This window comes from Alteromonas sp. P256 (genome assembly GCF_036864455.1).
GTDB lineage: Bacteria > Pseudomonadota > Gammaproteobacteria > Enterobacterales > Alteromonadaceae > Alteromonas.
This window is the reverse complement of the sequence record NZ_JAZETM010000001.1, coordinates 261,490-286,767: the sequence shown is the minus strand read 5'-3', so window position 1 is coordinate 286,767 and position 25,278 is coordinate 261,490. Positions and strand designations below refer to the sequence as shown.

At 43.1% G+C, this 25,278-nt stretch carries 25 protein-coding genes; 14 read left to right on the top strand and 11 right to left on the bottom strand.

The genetic code is table 11. The features are described from left to right. Window positions 1-10 precede the first annotated feature (10 nt). From V7R39_RS01260 to V7R39_RS01230, 7 genes are read left to right on the top strand one after another with little or no spacing between them, the layout of a single operon-like run. On the top strand, window positions 11-1,093 hold the full coding sequence (locus tag V7R39_RS01260) for a hypothetical protein (RefSeq protein WP_334027391.1): 1,083 nt from the start codon (window positions 11-13) through the stop codon (window positions 1,091-1,093). Between the two features lie 11 nt (window positions 1,094-1,104). After that, window positions 1,105-2,232 carry a GDP-mannose 4,6-dehydratase gene (gmd, locus tag V7R39_RS01255; RefSeq protein ID WP_334027389.1) on the top strand — a complete coding sequence of 376 codons (1,128 nt, stop codon included), beginning with the start codon at window positions 1,105-1,107 and terminating at the stop codon, window positions 2,230-2,232. Continuing rightward, window positions 2,225-3,346 (top strand): DegT/DnrJ/EryC1/StrS family aminotransferase, encoded by a 1,122-nt coding sequence (locus V7R39_RS01250; protein ID WP_334027387.1) that lies wholly within the window; start codon window positions 2,225-2,227, stop codon window positions 3,344-3,346. Before gmd ends, V7R39_RS01250 begins: the two co-directional genes overlap by 8 nt. Before the next feature lie 8 nt (window positions 3,347-3,354). Further along, entirely contained in the window at window positions 3,355-4,404 is a 1,050-nt protein-coding gene (locus V7R39_RS01245; RefSeq protein WP_334027385.1) for an N-acetylneuraminate synthase family protein, read from the top strand. Further along, on the top strand, window positions 4,394-5,014 hold the full coding sequence (locus tag V7R39_RS01240; protein ID WP_334027383.1) for a NeuD/PglB/VioB family sugar acetyltransferase: 621 nt from the start codon (window positions 4,394-4,396) through the stop codon (window positions 5,012-5,014). Before V7R39_RS01245 ends, V7R39_RS01240 begins: the two co-directional genes overlap by 11 nt. Further along, on the top strand, window positions 5,011-5,865 hold the full coding sequence (locus V7R39_RS01235) for a sugar phosphate isomerase/epimerase family protein (RefSeq protein WP_334027381.1): 855 nt from the start codon (window positions 5,011-5,013) through the stop codon (window positions 5,863-5,865). The genes V7R39_RS01240 and V7R39_RS01235 overlap by 4 nt, the downstream gene beginning before the upstream one ends. A 24-nt stretch (window positions 5,866-5,889) precedes the next feature. Continuing rightward, window positions 5,890-6,588: an acylneuraminate cytidylyltransferase family protein gene (locus tag V7R39_RS01230; RefSeq protein WP_334027379.1), complete on the top strand. Its 699-nt coding sequence runs from the start codon at window positions 5,890-5,892 to the stop codon at window positions 6,586-6,588. Here the strand turns inward: V7R39_RS01230 and V7R39_RS01225 are convergent. Beyond that, the gene (locus V7R39_RS01225; RefSeq protein ID WP_334027377.1) at window positions 6,585-7,457 is read right to left on the bottom strand and encodes a class I SAM-dependent methyltransferase; all 873 of its coding nucleotides are present in this window, start codon (window positions 7,455-7,457) and stop codon (window positions 6,585-6,587) included. The two genes, V7R39_RS01230 and V7R39_RS01225, sit on opposite strands and share 4 nt — an antisense overlap. 418 nt (window positions 7,458-7,875) lie before the next feature. On the opposite strand from V7R39_RS01225, the gene V7R39_RS01220 reads away from it, so the two are divergent. Together V7R39_RS01220 and V7R39_RS01215 are read left to right on the top strand one after the other, a co-directional pair. Next, window positions 7,876-8,685 carry an FkbM family methyltransferase gene (locus tag V7R39_RS01220; RefSeq protein WP_334027375.1) on the top strand — a complete coding sequence of 270 codons (810 nt, stop codon included), beginning with the start codon at window positions 7,876-7,878 and terminating at the stop codon, window positions 8,683-8,685. Further along, window positions 8,685-9,425, top strand: a complete 741-nt coding sequence (locus tag V7R39_RS01215; protein ID WP_334027373.1) for a hypothetical protein — start codon at window positions 8,685-8,687, stop codon at window positions 9,423-9,425. Before V7R39_RS01220 ends, V7R39_RS01215 begins: the two co-directional genes overlap by 1 nt. Before the next feature lie 215 nt (window positions 9,426-9,640). Here V7R39_RS01215 and V7R39_RS01210 read toward each other — a convergent pair whose 3' ends face one another. The 10 genes from V7R39_RS01210 to pseB all read right to left on the bottom strand — a co-directional run bounded on the left by V7R39_RS01210 (window position 9,641) and on the right by pseB (window position 19,209). After that, on the bottom strand, window positions 9,641-11,167 hold the full coding sequence (locus V7R39_RS01210) for a CDP-glycerol glycerophosphotransferase family protein (protein WP_334027371.1): 1,527 nt from the start codon (window positions 11,165-11,167) through the stop codon (window positions 9,641-9,643). Between the two features lie 42 nt (window positions 11,168-11,209). Continuing rightward, window positions 11,210-11,956 carry an SDR family NAD(P)-dependent oxidoreductase gene (locus tag V7R39_RS01205; protein ID WP_334027369.1) on the bottom strand — a complete coding sequence of 249 codons (747 nt, stop codon included), beginning with the start codon at window positions 11,954-11,956 and terminating at the stop codon, window positions 11,210-11,212. Window positions 11,957-11,980: 24 nt separating this feature from the next. Further along, a complete protein-coding gene (locus tag V7R39_RS01200) occupies window positions 11,981-13,285 on the bottom strand; it encodes an AMP-binding protein (RefSeq protein ID WP_334027367.1) in 1,305 nt (434 codons plus the stop codon). 14 nt (window positions 13,286-13,299) lie between these two features. Then, window positions 13,300-13,551, bottom strand: coding sequence for an acyl carrier protein (locus tag V7R39_RS01195; RefSeq protein WP_163105264.1), 252 nt, complete (start codon window positions 13,549-13,551; stop codon window positions 13,300-13,302). 38 nt (window positions 13,552-13,589) lie between these two features. Next, complete coding sequence (gene pseH, locus V7R39_RS01190; RefSeq protein WP_334027363.1) at window positions 13,590-14,177, bottom strand: UDP-4-amino-4,6-dideoxy-N-acetyl-beta-L-altrosamine N-acetyltransferase; 588 nt, start codon at window positions 14,175-14,177, stop codon at window positions 13,590-13,592. Between the two features lie 2 nt (window positions 14,178-14,179). Then, entirely contained in the window at window positions 14,180-15,229 is a 1,050-nt protein-coding gene (gene pseI, locus V7R39_RS01185) for a pseudaminic acid synthase (protein ID WP_334027361.1), read from the bottom strand. Further along, window positions 15,216-16,277, bottom strand: coding sequence for a UDP-2,4-diacetamido-2,4,6-trideoxy-beta-L-altropyranose hydrolase (pseG, locus tag V7R39_RS01180; protein WP_334027359.1), 1,062 nt, complete (start codon window positions 16,275-16,277; stop codon window positions 15,216-15,218). The genes pseI and pseG overlap by 14 nt, the downstream gene beginning before the upstream one ends. 1 nt (window position 16,278) lies before the next feature. Next, window positions 16,279-16,980: a pseudaminic acid cytidylyltransferase gene (gene pseF / locus V7R39_RS01175; protein ID WP_334027357.1), complete on the bottom strand. Its 702-nt coding sequence runs from the start codon at window positions 16,978-16,980 to the stop codon at window positions 16,279-16,281. Window positions 16,981-17,041: 61 nt separating this feature from the next. Next, window positions 17,042-18,211, bottom strand: coding sequence for a UDP-4-amino-4,6-dideoxy-N-acetyl-beta-L-altrosamine transaminase (gene pseC / locus V7R39_RS01170; protein WP_334027355.1), 1,170 nt, complete (start codon window positions 18,209-18,211; stop codon window positions 17,042-17,044). After that, window positions 18,208-19,209, bottom strand: coding sequence for a UDP-N-acetylglucosamine 4,6-dehydratase (inverting) (pseB, locus tag V7R39_RS01165; RefSeq protein ID WP_334027353.1), 1,002 nt, complete (start codon window positions 19,207-19,209; stop codon window positions 18,208-18,210). The genes pseC and pseB overlap by 4 nt, the downstream gene beginning before the upstream one ends. Window positions 19,210-19,540: 331 nt before the next feature. Between pseB and V7R39_RS01160 the strand changes: the two genes are divergently transcribed. The 5 genes from V7R39_RS01160 to fliE all read left to right on the top strand — a co-directional run bounded on the left by V7R39_RS01160 (window position 19,541) and on the right by fliE (window position 25,270). Then, window positions 19,541-20,338: a flagellin gene (locus V7R39_RS01160; protein ID WP_334027351.1), complete on the top strand. Its 798-nt coding sequence runs from the start codon at window positions 19,541-19,543 to the stop codon at window positions 20,336-20,338. A gap of 183 nt (window positions 20,339-20,521) precedes the next feature. Beyond that, window positions 20,522-21,997 carry a sigma-54 dependent transcriptional regulator gene (locus V7R39_RS01155; protein WP_334027348.1) on the top strand — a complete coding sequence of 492 codons (1,476 nt, stop codon included), beginning with the start codon at window positions 20,522-20,524 and terminating at the stop codon, window positions 21,995-21,997. Between the two features lie 134 nt (window positions 21,998-22,131). Beyond that, entirely contained in the window at window positions 22,132-23,271 is a 1,140-nt protein-coding gene (locus V7R39_RS01150; RefSeq protein ID WP_334027346.1) for a sensor histidine kinase, read from the top strand. Between the two features lie 18 nt (window positions 23,272-23,289). Next, on the top strand, window positions 23,290-24,633 hold the full coding sequence (locus tag V7R39_RS01145) for a sigma-54-dependent transcriptional regulator (protein ID WP_334027344.1): 1,344 nt from the start codon (window positions 23,290-23,292) through the stop codon (window positions 24,631-24,633). Window positions 24,634-24,922: 289 nt separating this feature from the next. After that, window positions 24,923-25,270, top strand: a complete 348-nt coding sequence (gene fliE / locus V7R39_RS01140) for a flagellar hook-basal body complex protein FliE (RefSeq protein WP_334027342.1) — start codon at window positions 24,923-24,925, stop codon at window positions 25,268-25,270. The last annotated feature ends 8 nt before the right edge of the window (window positions 25,271-25,278 follow it).

Below are 25,278 nucleotides of genomic sequence, written 5' to 3'. Positions count from 1 at the left end.
CATATTGCATATGGCAAACTCACAAAAACAAAAGAAAATATTGCTACTTGTTTCTTCACCTTTTCAGTATTGGTGCGCGCAAGAATACTTGCATCAGTTTGGTCTTGAACGAGGCATGGTTTCCGTAGTAAATGCTGCAACATTCTGTGATAACTCAATGAATCAAATTGAAAAGCTGCATAAACGCCTACCTAACTTATCAATTCATACGCTTGCAATACCGAAACAAGGTGACTTGGAAGAGCGAATAAAGCCCTATGCATATTTGACAGAAGAACTTTCAAGCGAAGTGTTTGATTTTGTTTTGTTAGGTGATTTAAGGCAAATATGGATGCAAGATGTTGCATGTAGTATCAACGCAGACAATATTGTGTTGGTTGACGATGGTGCCGCAACAAACGTATTTGTAGAAAAATTGATTGCTCCTGCTCAATTTACTCTGCCCATAGCATTACATGAACAGAGCCCAACACGAAAGCAAGAAGCCCTCAACATTAAAGAGATGCTCGGGCTGCAGCTGAATCAGAAGCGGTTTACCTTGTACTCAGTGTTTCCCTTCGACTCGGACCACAGCGTAGTGCAAAATAGACTATCAACGTTAAAGTCAATGTTCGATAAAGATGTGGAAAAGCCCGCAGAAGAAATTCACTTTATTGGATCTCCAGTGGCGGAGAAAGGAATTGTCACGGCGCAGGATTATGAAGAGATATTGCGTGATGTATTGAGGGTAGCTAGTCCGAATTCAACCTTATTTTATTTTGCCCATAGAGCAGAAAACTTGGTTGCCAAAGGCCAGCTACTTAAAAATTTGGGTTTTAAAATAGAAATACATGATGAACCTTACGAGTTAATATGTGCAAAGCAAAATAGAGTTCCCCAACAAATTGTGGGTATGCACTCAACGAGCCTCTTTAATATGAGAATATTGTTTGGCGATCGCATCGATGCAACCTGTTATAAAATTAACAAAGCGAAGCTAAAAGAACTTGGCGAAATAATGTGGGGAAGTGATAAGTTCACGTTAAAAGATCATATTGAGTCTATTTATCGTCGGTTAGACGAATTCAATATTACTGCGCGCTACCCTAGTTAAGTGAGGATGACATGACAAAAAAGATAGCATTAATAACCGGGGTAACGGGTCAAGATGGTGCTTATTTATCTCGCCTGCTTTTGGATAAGGGCTATGAAGTGCATGGTATTCGCCGCAGAGCGTCATTGCCTAACTTAGACCGGGTTCATGATCTGGTTTACCCTCCTCAGCAAATTAAAAATAATTTTTATCTACACTATGGTGATATGAGTGACTCGCTATCCCTAGTCCGCTTGTTAAATGAAATTCAACCAACTGAAATTTACAATTTAGCCGCGCAAAGCCATGTTCATGTATCTTTTAACGCGCCAGAAAATACAGCCGATGTAAATGCCTTGGGTACGCTACGTCTGCTTGATGCCATCAGAACTCTCAAGATGGAATCCTCTGTGAGATTCTATCAAGCGTCAACAAGCGAATTGTTTGGTAAAATACAGTCACCTCGACAAAGTGAAGACACGCCTTTTTACCCACGCTCTCCCTATGCAACAGCTAAGCTATATGCTTACTGGTCGGTAATCAATTATCGAGAGTCTTACGGTATGTATGCCTGTAATGGCATTCTTTTTAACCATGAATCTAAATATCGAGGCAAAACTTTTGTTACTCGAAAAATCACATCGACAATTGCGAGAATTGCGTTTGAATTACAAGAGTGTTTGTTCTTGGGCAATATTGATGCGCAACGAGACTGGGGGCATGCTAAAGACTACGTAGAAGCACAATGGCTAATGCTCCAACAGGACGTACCAGAGGATTTTGTCATCGCATCGGGTAGAAAGACTTCCGTTAGAGAGTTTGTCGAAATGTGCTTTCAACTTATCGGTATAACGATAAATTGGAGTGGAAGTGGTGCAAATGAAATTGGTGTCGTGGAGAGTGTTGATAAAGACAGGATTGAACAATGCACTCGTCAGGCGACATCTGCACTTGCGGTAGGGGATGTCGTAGTTCGAATAGACCCTTATTACTTTAGACCGAATGAAGTAGACGTTCTGTGGGGCGATGCGAGTAAAGCAGAGAGGAAACTCGGCTGGAAACCATCAATTAGTCTCAAAGATATGGTCGAAGAAATGGTATTACACGACTTATCTTTGGCGAGAGATGAGGCGATTTTGAATAAGTATAGAAATGATTAAAATGCCATTCATTCCAGTGTCACAGCCTTTTATAGGTGAAAGAGCAAAAGAGCTTGTTAATGAATGTCTCGATACCGGTTGGATTTCATCGCAGGGAACGTATGTTGGCTTGTTTGAGCGAGAGTTTGCAAAATACGTAGGCGCTTCATTTGCTATCAGCGTGACCAGCGGTACGGCAGCGCTTCACTTAGCATTAATGGCTTTAGAAGTTGGCCCTGGTGATGAAGTCATTGTTCCTGATCTAACGTTTGCTGCCACAGCTAATGCAGTGTTGTTATGCGGAGCGAGGCCAGTATTGTGCGCTGTCGAAAGCGCTACTTGGACAATGGACTTAAGAGATTGCGAATCATTAATCAGCCCAAAAACCAAAGCCATAATACCGGTTCATTTATATGGTAACCCGGTAGATATGAATGCACTTCTCAAATTGGCTGAGAGTCGCGAAATAGCAATCATAGAAGATTGTGCAGAGTCGTTAGGAGCAACGCTAAACGAAGAGCACATGGGGACATTTGGCACGGTAGGCTGCTACAGTTTTTTTGCTAATAAGCTACTCTCAACTGGCGAAGGCGGAATGCTAACTACCAATGATGCTCAGCTAGCGGATAGAATTCGAGTACTTCGCGACCACGGTATGTCTCCTGAAAAGCGCTATTGGCATGAATTCGCTGGCCTAAATTACCGCATGACCAACATTCAAGCTGCAATAGGCGTTGCTCAACTTGAATTATTGGATGAGTTTACATCCTTGCGAACCCATCAAGAGTTACTTTACAAAGACTTACTATCGGGTGTGGAAGGTATCATTTTTAAAAAAGAAGTCGATGGAGCTAAGCCTGTAAACTGGCTTATGTCACTGCGCTTGGTCTCTACTGATGAAAGTAAAAACATAAAAACACTTCATCAGTGGCTGCGAGAAAATAACGTTGACTCAAGACCATTTTTCTTTCCACTTCACGAACAACCTCCGTATTTTGATAATAGAGAAGCACTAAAGTCGACCAATATATTGTCTCAATCTGGATTGTCACTCCCCACTTTTATCGGGCTTAAAGATGAACAGATCGAGCAAATCTGTCAGTTGATTACCCGATTTATGACCACCAATATTTGAGGGCAAGTATGCAAAACTTTTCCAATGTGATAAGAATTTCAAACAGGTTAGTTGGTGCTAACAATCCCGTTTATGTGATTGCTGAAGCTGGAGTGAATCACAATGGTGATATGAATCTGGCCTATCAGTTGATTGATATAGCCGTCAATAGCGGTGCCGATGCGGTCAAATTTCAACTGTTTAATACAGACTCACTGATCAATAGCGACGTAGAAAAAGCGGCATATCAAATTGACAGTGATAAAGTAGAACAAAGTCAGTATGAAATGCTAAAAGGGTTAGAAATAAGCCCCGTTGAGTGTGAACTGTTAGCGAATTATGCAAAAGAGAAAGACATCGATTTTATAGTAACTCCCTTTGATGAGCCCAGCCTTTCATACCTACTAACGCTGCCGCTTTCAGCACTTAAAATTTCGTCGACTGACCTCACAAACCTTTCTTTTATCAAAAAAGCATCTAAAGCAAATGTACCCATTATTCTCTCTACCGGCATGAGTGAGCAGTCAGAAGTCGATGAGGCCATGCAGGCCTTAGTTGGGAACTTTAAAGACTTAATCTTGTTGCAATGCACATCAAGCTACCCTGCGCCAACCTCGCAGTTGAACCTACGAGTTATGAAGAAGTATGCTGATGATTACGGTGTAATTGTTGGCTATTCTGACCATACAAGTGGTATAGGGGCGTCTCCCTACGCTGTAGCAGCAGGAGCCTCTGTTATTGAGAAACATTTCACCATTGATAAATCGTTGGCAGGACCTGATCACCAAGCCTCCTTATCTCCAGCTGAGCTGGCTTTGTTTATTGACGAGATAAGAAAGGTTGAAGCGATGATGGGCAGGCAGGTTAAACGTGTTGAGTTGTGCGAAAGAGACAATAGGCTCGCACTTCAAAAGTGCTTGGTGGCGGCATCTCCTATTCAAAAAGGCGAGGTATTCACCAGAGAAAATCTTGTTGCTAGAAGGACCGGAGGGAGAGGGGTGCCTGCAAAGTTTCTAGAAGAGCTTACTGGTCGCAATGCCAATATAAATTATGTAGCCGGTGCAGTCATTGAATCCTAAAAAAACTCTTACTGTAATTGGTGCAGGTGGACATGCGCGGGCGCTTATTGCGCTTTTATCGTCGTGTAATCTAACAGCTTCAAAAGTCATAGATGCATCGGCACAGCTTGGGGAAAATATATTAGGCGTTCCTGTCGTTAATGCTGAAGTTCAAGACAGCGCTGCTCATGGGTTTTATGTTCTTGCCATTGGCAGCAATACTGCAAGAAAGCGTGCTCTACGTCATTATAAAGGAGAGGTTTACGCAGCACCCTTAATACACCCTAGTGCAATTCTAGCAATGTCGCCGCACATTGGTCGGTTTTGCCAAATCTTTGCGGGAGCTTACATAGGGCCGCAAGCTCAAATAGGCGACAATGTGATTTTGAACACGTATGCTATCGTTGAGCATGAAGTCAGTATTGGCGATGATTGTCATATAGCTGTTGGTGCTAAAATACTTGGCCGTGCTAAAGTTGGACATCGGTGCTTTATAGGCGCGGGAGCCGTAATTAAAGATGGTGTTTCAGTTTGTGACGACGTCACAATTGGGGCTAATAGTTTTGTGAATGAGAAAATTGATAAACCTGGTACTTATGTAGGTTCACCTGCGAGGCAAATGAAAAAATGAACAACAGTATCTTTGTTTCAAGCAGTTGTGTGAATAATCGAAAAATAGCTAAAAGTGTCGAAGAGTTAGCTGTTGCGGGCTTTTCTAACATTGAGCTTTCTGGTGGCACCAACCTTTACGCCAATTGGAAAACTGAGTTACTCCAATTAAAAGAGAAATATGGACTAAATTACAGGTGCCACAACTATTTTCCACCACCTAAAGAACACTTTGTTCTTAATCTATCAGCCAGCGACGATTCAATTAGAGAGCGTTCAATTTCTCATGTTGTAGATGCCATTTCTCTCTCACAGGAGCTCGGCGCCAAAGAGTATGGTATTCACGCAGGTTTTCGTTTTCTGCCAGAGCACACTAAACTCGGCCAGCAATTTGACTCCGTAGAGCTGCAGGATGAGGACGATGCGATATCAAGATTTGCTGAAGCATGGAATGAGCTTAAGCCCATAGCGCTGGAAAAAGGCATATCGCTTTACGTTGAAAATAATGTATTTTCTAGCGCGAACAAACGGGTTTTTGGCGATGCAAATCCATTTTTGGCGACAGATACTAAATCAATAGACAAGTTAAATGATGCCTGCGAAATAAATCTACTTCTGGATATTGCTCATTTAAAGGTGAGTTGCGAAAGTTTATCAGCATCATTTGAAAATGAATTAAACGCCTTAATGCCCCAGGCTAATTATCTTCATTTTAGTGATAACAACGGTCTGGCTGATACGAATCAGGGGTTCACTCGGTCCTCAGAGCTTTATCACACTCTTAAAAATTACGAGTATGCTGGTAAAACAGTAACTCTGGAAGTGTACGACGGAAGTTTGCAGGAAACACTTGATGCCGTTAACGCGTTATAAATACTCAAGTGTGGAACAGCAACGATGATGAAACGTGTGTTAGCGATTATTCCCGCTCGCTCTGGTTCGAAGGGGCTGAAAGACAAAAATATCCGGATTTTAAACGGTAAGCCACTTATCGCTTGGACCATAGAAGCAGCACTTAACGTCAATGATATCGATAAAGTTGTTCTATCCACAGATAGCGAGAAGTATGCAAAGATTGGCACGCGTTATGGTGCTTCGGTTCCTTTTTTACGCAATGATGTTTTGTCGGGTGACAAATCATCATTAATGTCTGTAGTTAAAGATACCGTAAGTGAATTAAGCAATAGGGGGGAAAACTACGATGTTGTCGTTGTTTTACAGCCCACATCTCCTTTAAGAACAAATTCGCACATAGCTGATGCTCTTAATCAGTTTTTTGCGCTAGATTACTCTCCCAAGTCGATGGCCTCGGTTTATAAAGAAGAGTCTAAGTATCGGTGGCTGCTTCAGCAAAATGGACAAGGGCATTTACGTTTTCTCGATGACAAGTTGAATCAAGGGAAAGGGTTTACCAGGCAAAGTAACGCCGATGTTTTCATGCCAAATGGCGCAATTTTTATTTATGAAAGTCAATATCTTGGTGAGCAGTATCAAGCCAATACTACCCCTTTTATTATGTCGAAAGAATCCTCAATCGACATAGATAGTCAGCAGGACTTTGATGTGGCTGCACAAATTGTAAAATCTAACTACTAATGTTTTCGCAAAAGAATTAGTAAAGAATATCCCTTACTATTTCTGCCTAAATCCTCGTAATTTGGGGGCTTTCCTGCTTTGTGCTCTTCAAATAAAATACCAAATTCTCCGCTATCTACTATTTCGAAACCAGCTTTAGCGGCGAATTTTGACAGAGATCGTTCGGTAAAAAAGTGAATATGGGGTGTGTCTTTAACGGGTAAGTCCCAGTATGCATGAGCGGTATTGGGAACCTCAATCATCAGTAGCCCCTCTTGTTCTAACATATTGCCCAACCCTACAAGTGTGTTTTCGACATGCTGTATATGTTCAAGCCAATGGCTTGTGACAATAAGGTCGTAAGTTTTATTCGCCTTAAAAGGAAAAAAATCAGCGACTTTATTAATATTGTATTTTTCGTAATAGGGCAACCAGTGCTCTCCTGGCTCGCAAACATCAAACTTTGCATCAGTGAGACTGTACTTCTGTAACTCTCTCGATAGCAACGCATCGCCAGCGCCGATTTCTAACACCTTATTAAACGTATCGATTGTTCGGTATGAAGAGATAAATTCCTGTTGCCTGCGAGCTCTGGCCAAGTGAGTTGAGGAAAAATCCCCAGCGATGGCACCTTGAACTCGCTGGGTTAGATTATTTTTTCCCCAAAACGCCATATCATAGTAACTAGCTATCTTTTCTTCATCTAACTGAGTTTCAAGTTCGCCGTAACCACAAGACTCGCAAATGCGCACTAGACCTTTGAATAGATAGTGTTCGGGCACGTTTTGGTCAATATAGCCTTGTGCTTCGGTATCGTTGATAACATTTACTAAATGATGGTCGTATATTTTCTTTTTGGCATCTAACGATGCACAAGCGCTGCATTGCATCTTGTAGCCCTACGAGTTTATTTTTTAGGTTTATCGGCCTAACAAGGTATACCTTTAACATTGTTATGACTGTTTAAGCGAGTATCGGGTACGATTAGCGTAACTGATTCGACTTTTACACCTATGCCTTCGCTGTTTATTCTGGTGTGGTTTTCTTTATAGAGTATTGTTCAATCTAACTGAAACGTTGTTGTACTACCTAGTTGGCCTTCTAATAGAGAATCTATAGCGATAGAGAGCGCTTTATTAAAGTTTACTCATCAAATGCCGATTATATTAGCTACACAAATTCAACGTTCAAATAGCGATTTTTGTGAGATAAAGTAAAAATACTACTACGTGATTCGCTTTTTTATCGCTCTCATAGGTAAAGTGATGTAACGACTAAAGCGCACTGCTTAATTTTGGATAAGTACCAATGAATATTGTACAAGGCTTACAACACTATTATCAGAAAGATAAATGGAAAGGCGTAGCGTTCTTTATCAAAGCACGGTTTTACCAGCGAATTTTAAAACGGCTTAAATTTGCTAATTGGCACTATTTTATCGATCCCTACCGCGTAATAACAAAACGCTACGAAGAGACAATTCCACTCATTGACGAGCAATTTCAGATTTGTGGCAATTACGCTGTAAGCAAATTAAGCCCTTTGCATGAAAATAGTATTGTTTATTCTCTGGGTGTACTAAGCGAAACTAGCTTCGACCAAGCTGTCGCCAACCGTTATGGATGTAAAGTGTACCTTTTTGATCCTTCTATTATTGCCACCAGGCATATAAAGAAAATTAGTCATCCCAACTTTGTTTTTGAACAAATCGGTATATGGAATGAAAATACTGAATTTACGTTTAGTACTCCAGTTTATGGCGGTTCACCATCAATGATTTTTGAGCACCCGGGAAGACAGTTCATCGCAACTTGCAGAACATTACCCGATGTCATGGCACAGTTTTCCCACAGCCATATTGACGTATTAAAGCTGGATGTAGAGGGGGCAGCGCCGACTATTTTAGAGCATGCCCTTGATAGCGATATCCTCCCACAGCAAGTTATAGTGGAGTTCGAGAGAAAACGAAGTAGCGCTGTTACAGATCTGCTCCAGTTCTTTAATGAGATTGATAGGTTGCGAGCAAGGTTTAGAACACTCGGTTACACAGAGCATAGGTTGCCACGCGAAAAATACAGTTACTACTCTTTAGAACTTATTTTTGTAAAGTTGCAGTGATGAACACGACACCTAGTACATACACCATCAACCATTGGGGTTCGCTATCAGAGGATAAACTGGTTTCACTGATAGTGGATAAAGTTAGCGATGTTGGGTTGTGCGTGCTTCCTCACTATTTCGACGCCTCTTTTTGCTCTGGCGCGATAAAAAAAATACAACATTTAGCCCATCAAAGTGAAACCTTACTTTGGCAAGACCCATTAAAGTCAGATACAAGAATTATGGGTATAGGAAGCATAGAGCCTAATCTTGAATTACGTTCCGTCAGAGTTGTTGAGCGAGTAATAAATGCACTTTACACCAGCCCTCCTGAAGCTGGCTTTACTATGTCAGGTCATCTCAAAGCTATAGAAGGAAATTTAGGCTCCGGTCAGGGATGGCATCGAGACACTGTCAAATGCGACCAGTTCAAAGCTTTGGTCTATCTCAGCGAGGTTGATGCTGAGTCAGGACCATTCCAGTACTACCTAAAAACAGCAAGCGAGCGTGCAATGCGCGCCTGTGAAAAAGCGTATGGCTTATCGTCTTTGGAAAACCGAATTAAAGTAGATCCCACTCATATTTTACCGCAGCAACGATGTGTAGAGTTGTCGGCGGGTGCAGGAACATTAGTCTTCGCTAACACGCGTGCAATTCATAGGGGGAAACCTATTTTGCGGGGTGAGAGGTTTGCATTAACCACTTATTATTGGAAGTCTGAAATACCGCCGCATATGGTGAAGTTCGTTAACTCGTAGCGCACACAATAGTTCAATACGATGTCCTAATTATCCTTACAAAATGACGATGTTGAATGCCAGAAAAGGCGATAAAAAGTAAACTGTACAGGCCGTTTGAGATAGTCGGGTGGGTGCTATGCCCACTGTTCTCATATCAAGCTCGAAACTGGTTTTATAATATGAAAAGCGCAATTCTCAATATCTAAATAGACGATGACTCCGTCTATTTTTGTTTAACCGCCGCGTACATAATTTATAATGTGATCCGCGGAAGTAGTAAGAGTGAGTTCAAATTTTTCCATTAACGCTCTTCGTTTAGCATGAACGTTGCCTGCCGCCACTTCATCGATTTTAATAGCTAGGTCATAAGCTAAGCGTTTTAGCATTTCATCGGAACTTTCGACCACTTCACCGGCAATAAAATCATCGTCACTGACCAGTGTTGCCCCACGTAATTTCACATAATCGGCTTTATCATATTGAAAATAAACAATTGGTTTATTGGCCAGTAAAAAATCGTAAGCAATGGACGAGTAGTCGGTTACCAGAGCCGATGCTTCTGCAAGCCATGGATAGATGTTCTTGCCGCTGGGATACATGTAAATATAAGGGTGGCTAGGGAGTTGTTGCAATGAATTACGGTCCTCAAGCCCCATAGCCTCTCCAAATAGGCGTGAAATAAAGGGGTGAAACTTAAGCACAAATGCACGTTTATTTTTGCTACACCAAGCATTAATGGCGTCCAAATCGATGGGGTATTCGTTGTTGCCCCAGTCTCGGTATGTGGGGGCATAAACTATGATGCTGCCCGAGTTATCCTCTATCTGCTTCAGCGATTCATAGGGCTCTGCATTTATCCAATCACGCTCATTAGGGCTTTGAAGGAAAGCATCATTTCTTGGGTAGCCTAATGCTAGGTAATTTTTAGCTCGAAAGATCTTAGGGAAAATTTCATTGTTGAACCAAGTCGAGCTAGAAACAAATGCCTCATCGCATATATCAGGATAATGCTTGTTCCCGCTTAACGCTTTGTAGGGCAGGCCATGCCACAGCTGAATCACAGGAATATGTTTTCGCAGAAGTGAAAATGTATCTCCGGTATATTCATGGTCAACGATAATTCGTTTTGTGCAACAGAGTTTCCACAAGACTGGTAAAGACAAATGGTCAAATTGAGTGTTGTCGCTCTCCAGTTCAGCGATATGTTGTTTTAAATTCAAACCAAGTAAAAAGGCTTCTTTTTTATAGCGTTGTTTATGTTCTCGATAAGCTAAAAGAACATTCGTATCAAAAAAACCTTCTGCGTAGTATACGTAGTTACGTTTAGGAGCAACCAAGCGCAACGCTTTAAACAGCAGCAAGCATGTATTAAAGACCACCTGGCGCCACCGAAAATTTAACGGCAGTGAATAGCGAGAAAACGACATATCAACGTTAGCGTTTTCAGCGGAAGTTGTTGATGATGTTATGGGCGGAGGCGAATTGTCAGCGGTATGGCATAGCCACAGTACTCCTCGAGCAAATTGGCGTCGCAAAAGCCCAGCGGCGACGCTGTCGGTATAACTTGCGATATGTAGAATTACCTTCGCATCTTCCTCAAGGCGGGATGCCTGGTTGGCTATATCGTCCCCTTGTTTAAGGTTATCAACGAAGCCTCTTACATTGTAGCCGGCACTTTGCAGATTTTTTGCTAATTTTCTGCCAGCGGGGTTTGCTGGTGCAATATAAAGAGGTGTGCTTTTATCTATATCGTTTTGCATCGCCTTTCCGCTATGGTGTGCGTTTTTGAAACCATCAATCTGTTAGGCTGTAGAGCCAGCATCAACCGTTATTATGGTGCCTGTCATTGACTTTGCTTGTTCGCTCATTAAATACAACACTGCTGAGGCGGCATCGGCTGGAGACGCTAATCTTCCTAGGGGACTGCGGCGCTTTACACTCTCTAACTTTTCGCCCTGCAAAGACGATGTCATTTCAGTTTGCATATACCCGGGGGCAACGCAATTTACCGTAATACCCGCTTTACCCACCTCCCGTGAGAGAGACCGTGTAAAGCCTTCAATAGCCGCTTTGCTGGCAGCGTATACGCTTAGTCCACTAAACCCCGTACTGGCAATAATTGACGATATATTAATAATCCGTCCGGTACGGTTTAACATCATGCTTCGTGAAAGGTATTTACTCAACAAAATAGGCGCCTGAACATTGATATTAAGTAGTGAGTTAATTTCACTGTTGTGCATGGTAGCTAATACGCCGTCATGGCCAACAGCAGCATTGTTTACCAGCGCGTAAGGCCGTCCAAACTCTTCAATGATTGCCTTACAGAGAGTGTGTATAGCATCAAGATTGGCCAGATCATACGAAAGATGAGCAATTGAAAGTGGGTGACTATCGCATAGGTTTGATAACTCACTACTTAGGCTACGTGAAATAGCAACAACGAAATAGTTTTCTTGAAGTAATTGATTACAGATAGCGAGGCCGAGTCCTCGACTTGCGCCAGTGAGGATCACGGTTTTCTTTTGGCTTTTTACGATCGAATTCAACAGCACTATTCCTTGGGGTACTGGTTAGCTTGTCGCTCTCACTAACTTGCCACTGTCGGACAAGGCCAGTGTATCGACGACGTTAATTTTTGTGGGCATGTCTTTTCTGTCTAAATGCCTTTTACAGTAAAGCAGTATCGACAGTTTTATTTTTTTATGGTCAGCACTCGCTGGCGGCTTACTTAACACTATATCGGCAACGACAACACTACCTAAAATCTTATTTTCTTTGCCATAAACTCTGGCCTGCGCAACTAAAGGTGAGTTTAATAAAACGCTTTCTACCGTCTCCGGAAAGACTTTGTGACCGCCAACATTGATAGTGCCATTCAGTCGTCCTTTGAAAAAGACTCGTTCGCCCTCTACAAATACCACATCTTGTGTATTGATGTACCCTTTATCATCACACTCAATTGCACCAGCATTATTAAGCCGTGCTGCGTCAAACCAAGGTTTAATCCACAAAATGTTTTGCTTTATGCGAAGGTAATTCCGGTTTACGCCATTTTCTACCCATGATTTCGGAAAGCCTGCTTTTTTATCGCTGACCGCAAAACCCACTCCAGCTTCAGTTGATGCATAAATGTGAAAAATTTTTGCTGATGGAAAACATGACGACAGGGTGCTTAGTAAATCCTGGTCAGCAGTTTCGCCGCCAAGCGTGATATGGGTCAGATTGAGGGAGTCCATGTTATTCGTCATCAGTAGTTGTCGCCACCATGAGGGCGTCGCTGATATCGCACTGGCTTTGGTTTCCTTAAGCAACGCCACCTTTTCGTCGAGTGAGCCAGAGGAGCAATCAACTAAACACTTGCCGCTAAGTAAGCTCTGAAGAATCACTTGAATGCCCGCAAATTTATTAGGTTTGTATGTAAGTGCCCAGCAACTTTGCTTTGAATGTCCACGCAACCTAAGAGAAGCGCAAATGCTTTTTGTTGTGTGCGCAATTTGCTTTGGTTTGCCTGTCGTACCTGACGTGAAAAGAAACCACGTGGAATTGACTGCGCTCTTTTCGCCCAGTGTTGAGGGTTGAGAGTAAATAAATCTGTCAGATAAAATTGAAAATTCCTCAACCCAACCTTCTAGGGCAAGCAGTCCAATTACAAATTCTGTAAGTGAAGAAAAAGGTAATTCTCTGTCTTTTGTCGCAGCATCATTTTGATGTGAATTTTTGACCAAAGCGTCGGCTGATTTCGCAGCTACGACTTTGATTTCCTCTCGCAAAACGTTGGTTTTTGACGCAATAGAGGAAAATGAAATGGTATCCCCATTAGGCAGAGTGATGGCGGCTCCATCAAATGTGTCGAGTTGCTGAAGTAATGTAGTCACGAGAGGTTATCTGCTCAACTTAATGCATTCTTGTATACAGTAACGAATTCGCCAAGCGTTCTGGGGTACACCGCTAACTCCATTTCACTAAAGGGATCCGTTCCTAGTTCTTCTTCAAGTTGTGCAACCAACATAGCAAAGCCCAGCGAATCTAGGCCACTTTGCAATAAAACGGTATCGTCGGAAATATTTTCGATCAACGTGCAGTCAGCTATCACTGCAACTTGCTCCATGCAATCTAAGATGGTTTTTTTAAGGTCAGACATGTTCACATTTTTCTCGTAATTTACTGTGCAGATACTGTTTATACTTCAAATTCAATGTTGCGCGCAGCTGCGCAAATTTGCTTTGGTAAACGATTTAATACAATGGCCTTATTGTGTTGCCACTGTTCTCTGTTGTATTTAAAGCGCTTTACGCAATGCTCTTCTCCATCACGGACAAACGATGGACCATCTTCTAGCGGCATATATTGAAAAAGCGTGTGAAGCTTGATGACGCTCTTGTTGAACGATAAAACTTCAGCGTAAAGTGCATTTGCAGACTCTATTTCCAAAGCAAATTGCAAAGCAGCAATTTCCAACAAAAGCCCTGATCCCGGCCAAGCGTTGTCTTCACCAATATAACACCCCCATTCGAAAGTATCAGGCACTGAAGGGTACTGAGAAAAATTGAGTACTCCAATAGGTCTATCATTCTGATAGAAAACAAAAAAGAGGCGGCTGTCATCATTTGTTAGTGCCTCATACCATTGACTGTGCTGTGTCCAAGTTATTGTATCTTGATGGTGCATGTTTTGGCGTATATGTGGTTTATTGCGCCACTTAAGCACGGTTTCTAACTCATTGTGAGACAATAGGGAAAAGCGACTTTTAGGTGAATGTGATGCCATCGTTAAACCAAGTCCCATGACATTGGCGTCCCTTTAGCAACAGCTTGGGTTACTGGTCTTCCTAAAAGCGTTGGTAAATGTTTCACCGCCAAACCCAGTCCGGGGCGAATAGCGCGCAAGCTTGATGAAGTTAATAGCTCACCCTCTGCCAAATCTTCACATATATACAGAGAACGGCGATGAGTGCGAGAGGCTAACTCAGATGATGTACATCCATAATTCACGCTTCCAACGGCAATAGCCGCGCGCCCAGTCTCATCCACCAGAGACCTAAATTCATCGGGCTCAAGTGAGAAAGCAGCATCTACGCCCCCAGCATTTCTATCAATTACAAAATGTTTTTCTATGACTGTTGCACCAAGTGCAGTTGCAGCCACGGCCACGCCAATCCCTTTTGTGTGATCCGATAATCCTACATGGCAATTAAACATCTGTTTCATGTGGTGAATAGTTGCAAGGTTTGCATTAACTGGATCGGCAGGATACTGGCTAGTGCATTTTAGCAATACGTAATCTGTGCAGCCGTTTCGTTCGAGTGTGTCCACAGCTTCGGCTATCTCAACCAGGCTCGCCATTCCAGTAGAGACTATTACGGGTTTGCCCGTTTGAGCTACTTTAGCGAGCAGTGTGTGATCAGTATTTTCAAATGAAGCAACCTTATAACAAGGCACATCGAGAGTTTCTAAAAAGTCCACAGCTGACCCGTCGAAAGGCGTACTAAAAGCCACCATACCGTGTTCTTTGGCCCTACTGAAAATAGCGCTGTGCCACTCCCAAGGGGTATATGCTTTTTGGTAAAGCTGATACAAAGAGCTGCCGTTCCACAGGCTGTTATCATCATCGATATAAAACTCACCCTCAGACACGTCGATAGTCATTGTATCTGCCGTGTACGTCTGTAATTTTAGCGCATGTACACCTGCTTCAGCTGCAGCGTCTACCATTTTTAGCGCTAGCGCTAAGTCTTGATTATGGTTTCCGGAGAGTTCGGCAATAATGAAAGGAGGAAACCCATCGCCTACATTGAAACGATCAATTTTAATGTTCTTCAATGGTAAAACCTCTTTCGTCTTTCTTTGTGTTTATCAAATAAATAATTTCTTTGCTGACTGATGCTGCTCCGCCATCTAGCGGTACAATCTGGTTAAGACGCTTTTGGGTTGCTGTCTCAGCTCTATTTTTGACGAAGTAGTTTCGTAACGCTGCAGCGATAACTTCACGGTTAACTGACGTTACATGACCAATATATTCACAGGCGTAGCGTGAAGCCAAGCACTGTGTGGCCTCTATTTGGTTATCCGCGATAGTAATAATAAGCCCAGGCAAATCGCATATACACCGTTCCCAGTGCATACTGCCTCCAGCGCCGATCATGACACTTGCTTTACACATTAATTCGGCCATGTTTTGACTATCAATATGAAGCGTTACGTTATCAAGGAGTTGCACCTGCTCGATGATCATTTGCTTATGAGTGTTCCCTGCGCCTATCACCACATCGGCGGTAAGCGGTAATTCTTTAACTTCTTTCAACGCCTCAAGGGCCATTGACGTTGTGTTAGTGGGGTCGCTACCACCAAAGCAAATGAGTATATGGTTAGGGGTTCTCGGTATCATCTGCTTTATTACGTGGTAGAACTCCTCCCTCAACAGCGCATATTTTGGGCCAATCAACTGAACGCAATTTTTTGTGACTAATGTGTTGTAACGCTGTTCGGCATTGTTCGTTAGGTTTGCGTCAATAAGGAGGTGACAATTGTGCTGTCGATTGGCGAGGTCGTCAATCACCACTACAAGCGCACCACTTTTTACCAGGGGGGTCTCAAAGTTCGCATCAAGCTGATAGTGGTCGACAATCCAAATATCGGCTTTAATGTGACTGACATCGCAATGTATGTCATTAACATAAATCACGCTAAAGCCCGCGGCCTTAAATGCATCGTTCAACATGTCAGCACTGCGCGAGATTACAACATCGACTTTCAATAGAATATTGTCAGCTTTCAAGGCTTGTTGTAGTGCTTTGGCTAGAGTAGCACAGCGTACAGCATGCCCTGAGCCAATGTCTGAGGACGCATCTACTCGAATGGCTAAACGCAAACTAGCATTCTCCCATTTCTTGAAGAACTTTAAACATAACCTCTGCGCGTTTCCAGTCGTGTATTGTATCGATATCTTGAACTAGATGACTGGGAAGCTTAATCATTCTAGAGTGTTTAGAAAAAACACGCGCTGATGGAGTAAGCCAAGTGTTACTCAAAGCGGTATACAACTGGCCTGCATCGTGAAAGGTTTCGGCTAAATCCTGTGAACGTTTGCCGATATCTGCTTTAGAGAAAGGGCTTACCTCTCCGCGTTGCCCTTCTAAAAGCGCTCTTTGAATAGGATATGAAAATTGATTTGCAGTGAAAACAAACTCAGCTTTTTCTTTCAGTAGCTTTTCAATGGACCTATCAATGATTTCAGATGACAGAAAAGGGGCTGTAGCGTAAATACAGACACAGGCCTCAACTGTAAGTCCTTGCTCTACCAATGTAGATAGGGCTTGGCGCACGACTGGCGTTGTACCTGTCGAATCGTCTGAGAGTGATGCATCGCGTATAAAGGGGATTTCAGCGCCATGTGCTCTAGCAACGTCAGCAATTTCATGGTCATCAGTAGAGACAAAAACGCGGTCGATAGCATGACTATTTTTAGCTGCCTCTATAGAGTAAGCGATGATGGGTTTTCCGCAAAATGACTTAATGTTTTTTCGAGGTATACGTTTGCTCCCGCCCCGTGCGGGAATGATAGCTATATTCATATCATTCTTGGCTAGTAAAGTAAGTGAACAGCCTGCCTGCGTATTAACTTACAACTACCCGTTACCTTTTCAAAGAATCAACCAGAGTTATTAACGTATCGGCAATAAAATTTATTTGTGAAGTCGTTAAGTTTGGAAAGATGGGAAGTGTTATTGCCTCGCAGTAATACCGCTCTGAATTAGGGAAGTCACCAAGCTTGTGACCGAGATCAGCATAATAAGGTTGAGTATGAATGGGAATATAATGCAAATGAGCAAATATACCTTCTTCCCTCATTGTCTCGACGAGCTCGCGTTGCTGATGTTGAGTTAAGTTTGCAATGCGCACCACATATAAATGGAAACTACTGTAGCAACCATCGCCTATCTTAAGTGGAGTAATGAAGTCGCTTTCAAAGAATCGTTTATTGTAGTGTTCGGCTATTTTATTTCGCTTAACGATAAAGTCGTCCAGTTTTTCAACTTGGCTGCAGCCAAGGGCGGCTTCAATATCATTCATTCTGTAGTTAAAGCCTAGCTCAACCTGTTCATAGTACCAAGGCCCGTGCGCTGGGTTACGCATAGCCGAAGCTGCGTTTGTGACACCATGACTCCTAAATAGACGCATTTTGTCGGCGAGAGACTGCTGATTGGTCATTGCCATTCCGCCTTCCATTGTCGTTATGATTTTCACAGGGTGAAAACTAAAAACACAAATGTCGGAGTAATTGCAGCTACCAACGGCGCTTTCAAAATATTTCGCGCCTACAGCATGAGATGCATCTTCAATAATCTTAAACTTGTATTGCTCTGCAAGTTTGGCAATTTGTTTCATGTCACAGGGTTGCCCAGCAAAGTGTACTGGGATAACCACTTTTGGAAGGCAATTGTGTTCGGCTGCATGGGCTAATTTAATGGCTAACGCGTCAACACACATATTTCCCGTATCGATGTTTATATCAACAAAGTCAACAGAGGCGTTGCAGTAAAGGGCACAGTTTGCAGAAGCCACAAAAGAATTCGGCGATGTCCAAACAATATCGCCAGTGCCTACTTCTAGTGCAAGACATGCAATGTGGAGTGCTGAAGTTGCACTGTTAACTGCAATACCAAATTCCGCACCAACGTGGCAAGCCAATGCACTCTCAAAAGCGGGTACGCGAGGCCCTTGCGTAAGCCAATCTGATTTCAGCGTTTCTACCACTGCCTCAATATCGGTATCGTCAATGTGCTGACGACCATACGGTATCACTTCTTCGCTTCCTCATTGAATGAACAAATCTCATCTACAGAAAGAAAATGCGGATTCGTATCTGAAACATACTCGAACCCTTCGTGCACTGGCTTGCCTTTTTCATCTAGCGCATTGCTGGTGAAATCATTGCTGCGATGAAAGAATTTTATAGCAGGAGCAATAACGAAATGATCATCAAACTCATAGGTGTGAAAGGCCATATCACCAGGACACATCATCTCGTGTAATTTTTCACCGGGACGAATACCCACTATTTTAATCGGTATATCTGGTGCCATTGCTTTGGCTAAGTCTGTGATCCTGATCGATGGAATTTTGGGCACGAAAATTTCCCCCCCCAGCATACGTTCGAAATTTTTCAATACAAAATCGACACCTTGCTGGAGCGTTATCCAAAACCGAGTCATGTCTTGATGTGTGACAGGAATGTAGTCTGTACCTTCTTCTATCAGGTTATTAAAAAAGGGAACCACTGAACCTCGAGAATTGACAACATTACCGTATCGAACAACTGAGAAACGGGGTTTTCTTGCGCCTACCATATTATTTGCTGCTACAAATAGCTTGTCGGAGGCAAGCTTGGTAGCACCATAAAGATTAACAGGGTTAGCGGCCTTGTCGGTGGAAAGGGCAATCACTTTGCTTACGCCATTATCAATGGCCGCATTTATTACGTTTTCAGCACCGTCTATATTGGTGCGAATGCATTCAGTTGGATTATACTCAGCGGCTGGAACCTGCTTCATAGCGGCCGCGTGAATAACATAATCAACGCCCTGCATAGCACGCGTTAAGCGGTCTTTGTCGCGAACATCACCAATAAAATAGCGCATGCAGTTAGCATTAAACTTTTGCTGCATTTCGAACTGTTTTAGTTCGTCACGAGAATAGATAATCAAACGCTTTGGTTTGTATTTAGCTAACAGAATCTCTGTATATTTGTGGCCGAAAGACCCCGTCCCACCAGTTATCAGTATTGATTTCCCATCGAACATATATCTGCCGCTGTTTTTATGATTATGAAATAAATATATCATGTGTCGGCGCTAATGCCATAAACCATTAGTTTTTATGTGAAATACACACGAATTTTTATACTTTTGCGAGCTCGCCTGCTCGTATATAAACTATATAAAGTAGAGCAGCACCTATCCTTAACTTCGTTCATGAAGTTCATTTTTCACTATGAAGGTATAGTTGAGTATTAAACTACATATCCTACACAAAACTTTTATACCCGTTGGTAATGGTTATTAGACGTGGTTGGTTAGATGTTGAGCAGTACTGTGCTATAATATACATAAGATTTTTCTGATAGGCGGAATTATGCAAATAGACAACAGCGGCCCATCCTCGCTAATTGGGCAAGTTCAAGAAAAGCAAAACAACCTTTTCGAGAAGCTGGCTTCCGGCAAAAAGGTTAATAATGCGCTGGATGACGCGTCTGCACAACAAATCATCGACCGTTTAACCTCAGAAGTTGAAGGTAACCGCCAAGCCGTCAACAATGTGTTCGACGGTATCTCAGTGGCGCAAGTAGCAGAGGGCGGATTAGGTAGCATCAATTCCGATGTCGACAGAATACGCGAACTCACGATTCAGTCAGGTAATGGCATTTTAAGCTCTGGTGATCGCCGTTCTATCCAGTCTGAAATTACTCAGCTTCAAGAAAATATATCGCAAACCATCGAGCAAACCAATTTTGCAGGTAAGCCTCTGTTATCTGATAACGGTTCGCTGAATTTTCAGGCTGGTGCAAATTCTGAACAATCTATCAGTGTGCAAACTCAAGATATTGCTGCGCAACTAGGTGGTGTACTTAATATCGATATCACATCGGGCACTAGCGTAAACGATGCATTATCCGCGGCAGATTCGGCTTTAGAAATAATTGGTGGCGCTAGAGGCGACCTTGGTGCAACCCAAAATCGATTTGAAAGTGCAGCAAGAACGCTCACACAAGCAAATGTAAATACGGCTGAAGCCCGCAGCAGAATCCAAGATCTTGATTTTGCTCAAGCGTCATCGCAGCGTGCATCGAGCGATGTTCAATCACAGGCTGCACTTTCAGTGCAGGCACAGGCTAATCAGCAGCAAGGCCAGGTATTGGCGCTGCTTAATTAATCGATGCTGCATTTTAAGTAACGCCAACTGCGTTATTTTCTACAAGTTAACCAAAAGAAGCAGGGTAACCTGCTTTTTTTATTGCTATATTTCCGCAAACATCGGTTGCAGAGTTAACTTTTACCGTTACAATTTGCTTATGCGCTACACTATAAATAATAACAAAGCGTCATTGGGGAATAGATGAAGGACATATTGCTGGTTAGTGATAATCAGGAACTCATTCAAACTTTAGAAACGATCGTAACCTTCATGGGAGAGTCGTGCTTGTCGCGAGGGCTCAGTGATTGTGATCTGTACCTATCTTCTTCGGGCGCTGACGCGGTACTTATTGAACACACATCGCCAGCCATTGTTAATAAACTAGTCACGAAATATCCTCATATTCCTTTTGTCGTTCTTGTACAAAATGAAGGCGAAGCTAACGTAAACTGTAATTTGGTAAGCGTTATCAGTACGCCTCTTACTTACCCGGTATTGACGCAAGCTATTCACCGTTGCCAAGAATACTCGCGTCGAAAGCCTAATTTAGCGAAATCCGCAGGCACGAAAACTCGGCTGTTTAGAAGCTTGGTGGGGAAGAGCGATCAAATTCAAATTGTACGGCGTTTGGTGGAGCAGGTGGCTCCTACTGATGCCACAGTACTCATACTCGGTGAATCTGGTACGGGTAAAGAAGTGGTTGCACGAAATGTCCATTTCTTTTCTGAGCGTAAAGATGGCCCCTTTATTCCGGTAAACTGCGGTGCTATCCCTGGAGAGCTTTTAGAAAGTGAACTCTTTGGGCATGAAAAAGGCGCTTTTACCGGTGCAATTAGCGCCAGAAAAGGTCGTTTTGAATTAGCCGAAGGCGGCACCTTATTTCTTGATGAGATAGGGGATATGCCGTTACAAATGCAGGTGAAATTGCTTCGTGTGCTACAAGAGAAAACATTTGAGCGTGTTGGTGGTACTAAGCCGCTTAAGTGTAATGTTCGCATTGTTGCTGCTACGCACCGTGATTTAGAGACGATGATAAGCCAAGATAAATTTCGTGAAGATTTATATTATCGTCTCAATGTTTTTCCCATCGATAGCCCGGCCCTTCGTCAACGAAAAGACGATATTCCGCTTTTACTGCAAGAGATCAACAGTCGAATTCAAGGCGACGGTGTTGATGGGGTTCGCTTCACAGAAAGAGCCATTGCATCGCTTATGGAACATGAATGGGCTGGTAATGTGCGAGAGCTCTCTAACTTAGTAGAGCGGCTCACCATTTTATATCCTGGGCACATTGTGGATATAAGCGATCTCCCCGAGAAATATCAATACGGTGACGCTGTCGCCTACGAGCCAGATTACCCTGAAGAGATACTCGAACGTGAAGCGTTCAATAGCCTGTTTGCTGAATCAGCAGCGCAAGAGCGCCTAGAAGAGCAAGAGCTCGAGCAAGGAGAATCTTCTGAGACGGCACAGGACAGTTTCATTTCCTCTACACTGCCGGAAGAGGGCGTTAACCTCAAAGAATACCTATCAGAACTCGAAGTAAACCTCATTCGCCAAGCGTTAGAGAGCCAAGAGTGGGTAGTAGCTCGCGCCGCGGATAAGTTAGGAATGCGCAGAACCACACTCGTGGAGAAAATGCGTAAATACGATATTCAGCGTACTGAGGATGTCTAACGTCAGGTATTTGACGTATTTTTTGGCGCGCAATAAGTGCTAACTTCATGAATAATATAGTTAAATAAAACTGGCACGCCTTCTGCTTAAGTTAAGTCATATTTCGTTAACGTCTGCAATTTGACGAGGGTTATATGGCTTACGACGGCTCACAATCAATTTTTGAATACGCTGCTTCTAGTTTTGTTTTTCATGGCTCGAAAGGCAACGATAACCTAGCTGATTTTTCAACCAATCAAGCGCCCTCTTCTGAAGAAGTGGCTTCGCTTAGACTCCAAGCAGGTCGCCTAGAGCATCTGCTACAAGTTATGCCCGCTGGCGTTATCGTCCTCGACGGTAAAGGCATAGTGCGCCAAGCTAATGACCAAGCAAAAGCATTACTCGGCGAACCCCTTGAAGAAGAGATTTGGCGACGTATCATCACGCGCTCTTTTAAGCCAAGAGCTGATGATGGACATGAAGTATCACTCGCAGATGGACGCAGAGTTAAGCTGTCAATAACGCCTCTGGAAAATGAACCAGGCCAACTTATTGTCATCACTGATTTAACTGAAACCAGAGAGCTTCAAGCCCGGGTCAGTCACATGCAGCGTCTGTCTTCCTTAGGAAAGATGGTTGCGTCATTAGCGCATCAAATAAGAACTCCGCTATCAGCGGCGGTACTTTATGCATCTAACCTTACCCGTAAAAATTTGCCTGAAAATGCTTCGCAACAGTTTGCCTACAAGCTTACCGATCGCCTCAAAGAATTAGAGAACCAAGTGAATGACATGTTGCTGTTTGCGAAATCAGGAGAGCAACAAGTCGTTAGCCAAATTACCTTGTCCGAGCTGTTTGAATCCATAGAGTCAAACGCGTACGCCATGACTTCACAAGAGCAACAAACCCTTACATTCAAAGGGTTCGACAGCACGGCGTCGATCAGGGGTAATTTAACGGCGCTCCAAGGTGCGTTGCTCAACCTCATACACAATGCCAGCCAGGTAACTCCTAAGGGCTTTGAGGTAGTCGTAGAAGCGAAGCTCGATAACGGTTCTTTAGTGGTTGAGGTAACAGATAGTGGCACTGGCGTGCCAAACGCCATCAAATCGAAAATTTTCGAACCCTTTTTCACCACTAAAACTCATGGCACTGGTCTTGGATTAGCGGTTGTTAAGTCGGTTATTAATGCACATGATGGCGTGTTAAATGTCGGTGATGCAGAAAATGGTGGCGCATGTTTCAGTGTTAGCTTGCCGTGTAACACCGACAATATGCTGACTAACGTCGCGTAAACTCAAAGGAGAATACCAATGTCTAAAACTACTATTTTGATTGTTGAAGATGATGCAGGTTTGCGCGAAGCACTCTTTGATACCTTGCTGCTTGGTGACTATGACGTCATTGATGCAGATTGCGCTGAGTCAGCTCTTATGATCCTGTCGGCCAAAAAGATAGATCTGGTGGTGAGCGATATTCAAATGGGTGAAATGAGTGGGCTTACTCTGCTAAAAAGCATTAAAGCTAAATACCCAAGCATGCCGGTACTGTTGATGACAGCCTACGCAACCATTGATGATGCAGTGCAAGCCATGCGAGACGGTGCAACTGATTACTTATCAAAGCCATTTGCACCAGAGGTGTTGTTAAACCTAGTAGGCCGATATGCGCCTGCGCAAAAAATAGAGTCGCGAACGCCAATCGTTGCCGACCCATCGAGTATCAAGCTATTAGAGCTTTCTCGCAAAGTGGCAAAATCAGAAGCAACCGTCATGGTGTTAGGACCAAGTGGCTCGGGTAAAGAAGTTATTTCTCGTTATATACACGACCAATCAAATCGCAGTGAATCGCCATTTGTGGCCATTAATTGCGCGGCTATTCCAGAAAACATGCTAGAGGCCACCTTATTTGGCTATGAAAAAGGTGCATTTACTGGCGCGGTTCAAGCATGTCCTGGCAAGTTTGAGCAAGCGCAAGATGGCACCTTGCTACTCGATGAAATTACAGAGATGGACCTAGCGCTTCAAGCTAAGCTGCTACGGGTTTTGCAAGAGCGCGAAGTGGAAAGACTGGGTGCACGAAAAACAGTAAAACTGAATGTGAGAGTTATTGCAACGAGTAACCGAGACCTACGTAAGGCTGTTGATAATGGCGAATTCAGAGAAGATTTATACTACCGACTAAATGTTTTTCCCATTGAATGGCGTCCGCTATCTGAGCGTCCCGGTGATATTGTACCGTTGGCTGAGCATCTTATTACCCGCCACGCAAGCCAGCAAGGGCTGGCCAACATTAGGTTGAGTGCGGCAGGGCGCAGTAAACTATCTCAATATCAATGGCCAGGAAATGTCCGTGAGCTTGAGAACGTTGTGCAGCGAGCGCTTATCTTATGTGAAGACGGTGAGATAGATTCTAGCGATTTAATGATAGATGAAAGCGTATCTCTTGCTGCGGATACGACTATTACGCCAGAAGCGAACGAAGATAGTCATCTTGGCTCAGAGTTGCGGTATCAAGAGCACCAAATTATTCTGGATACATTAGCGTCGTGTAATGGCAAACGAAAAGACGTAGCAGAGAAGCTGGGCATCAGTCCTCGTACACTCCGCTATAAATTGGCTCGCATGCGCGATGATGGTATCGAAGTGCCAGCTTAGTATTGCGTAAGCTTTTTTATAAAAGCCTTTTCACACAAGATATTTCACACAAAATATTTCATACAAGAGATGCCGTCGCCATTAATCGTATTGTTGGTGGCGGTTTTTTGTTGCCGGTAATTAATACGCTTTTCCACTTTACGTCATTATTTTGGCTCTCTGGCTTTTACTGTCTCAACTTGTTGATTTTTAATGGATTAAAAACTTGGCAAGCCCTTTGCAAAACCTTCCTTATATAATAAAAATGTGACCGATAGCCGTCACAATTCATCGATACTTAGGAGTGGTTATGGACGTTAAAGCCAACAGCTTGTACCAAGAAATGCAAAGTATGATTGGGCAGACTCGTCTTCCTGTTAACGAGCTACAACCCTCAAATGGGCTACAACCTACTAACGAGATAAACACCTCTGCAAGTGATTTTTCCACTATGCTTAAGCACGCTGTCGATGGTGTGAATAGCATGCAGCTAGAATCTAAAAACATGACACAGCGCTTTGAAATGGGCGATCCGAACCTTAGCCTTGCCGAGGTCATGCTGGCAAAAGAGAAGTCGGGTATTGCGTTTGAGGCAACGGTTCAGGTACGCAATAAAGTACTTGAAGCATACAAAACAATCATGAATATGCCGGTGTAGGTGGAGTA

Excerpts from the sequence above, each read along its gene's own strand:
- pseH (WP_334027363.1), bottom strand. The coding sequence starts at position 14,177 with ATGGCATCACATTCACCTAAAAGTCGCTTTTCCCTATTGTCTCACAAT.
- V7R39_RS01225 (WP_334027377.1), bottom strand. The coding sequence starts at position 7,457 with ATGCAATGCAGCGCTTGTGCATCGTTAGATGCCAAAAAGAAAATATAC.
- V7R39_RS01145 (WP_334027344.1), top strand. The coding sequence starts at position 23,290 with ATGTCTAAAACTACTATTTTGATTGTTGAAGATGATGCAGGTTTGCGC.
- V7R39_RS01195 (WP_163105264.1), bottom strand. The coding sequence starts at position 13,551 with ATGTCTGACCTTAAAAAAACCATCTTAGATTGCATGGAGCAAGTTGCA.
- V7R39_RS01250 (WP_334027387.1), top strand. The coding sequence starts at position 2,225 with ATGATTAAAATGCCATTCATTCCAGTGTCACAGCCTTTTATAGGTGAA.
- V7R39_RS01210 (WP_334027371.1), bottom strand. The coding sequence starts at position 11,167 with ATGCAAAACGATATAGATAAAAGCACACCTCTTTATATTGCACCAGCA.
- V7R39_RS01215 (WP_334027373.1), top strand. The coding sequence starts at position 8,685 with ATGAACACGACACCTAGTACATACACCATCAACCATTGGGGTTCGCTA.
- V7R39_RS01260 (WP_334027391.1), top strand. The coding sequence starts at position 11 with ATGGCAAACTCACAAAAACAAAAGAAAATATTGCTACTTGTTTCTTCA.
- V7R39_RS01155 (WP_334027348.1), top strand. The coding sequence starts at position 20,522 with ATGAAGGACATATTGCTGGTTAGTGATAATCAGGAACTCATTCAAACT.
- V7R39_RS01230 (WP_334027379.1), top strand. The coding sequence starts at position 5,890 with ATGATGAAACGTGTGTTAGCGATTATTCCCGCTCGCTCTGGTTCGAAG.
- pseF (WP_334027357.1), bottom strand. The coding sequence starts at position 16,980 with ATGAATATAGCTATCATTCCCGCACGGGGCGGGAGCAAACGTATACCT.
- fliE (WP_334027342.1), top strand. The coding sequence starts at position 24,923 with ATGGACGTTAAAGCCAACAGCTTGTACCAAGAAATGCAAAGTATGATT.
- pseB (WP_334027353.1), bottom strand. The coding sequence starts at position 19,209 with ATGTTCGATGGGAAATCAATACTGATAACTGGTGGGACGGGGTCTTTC.
- V7R39_RS01220 (WP_334027375.1), top strand. The coding sequence starts at position 7,876 with ATGAATATTGTACAAGGCTTACAACACTATTATCAGAAAGATAAATGG.
- V7R39_RS01235 (WP_334027381.1), top strand. The coding sequence starts at position 5,011 with ATGAACAACAGTATCTTTGTTTCAAGCAGTTGTGTGAATAATCGAAAA.
- gmd (WP_334027389.1), top strand. The coding sequence starts at position 1,105 with ATGACAAAAAAGATAGCATTAATAACCGGGGTAACGGGTCAAGATGGT.
- V7R39_RS01150 (WP_334027346.1), top strand. The coding sequence starts at position 22,132 with ATGGCTTACGACGGCTCACAATCAATTTTTGAATACGCTGCTTCTAGT.
- V7R39_RS01160 (WP_334027351.1), top strand. The coding sequence starts at position 19,541 with ATGCAAATAGACAACAGCGGCCCATCCTCGCTAATTGGGCAAGTTCAA.
- V7R39_RS01245 (WP_334027385.1), top strand. The coding sequence starts at position 3,355 with ATGCAAAACTTTTCCAATGTGATAAGAATTTCAAACAGGTTAGTTGGT.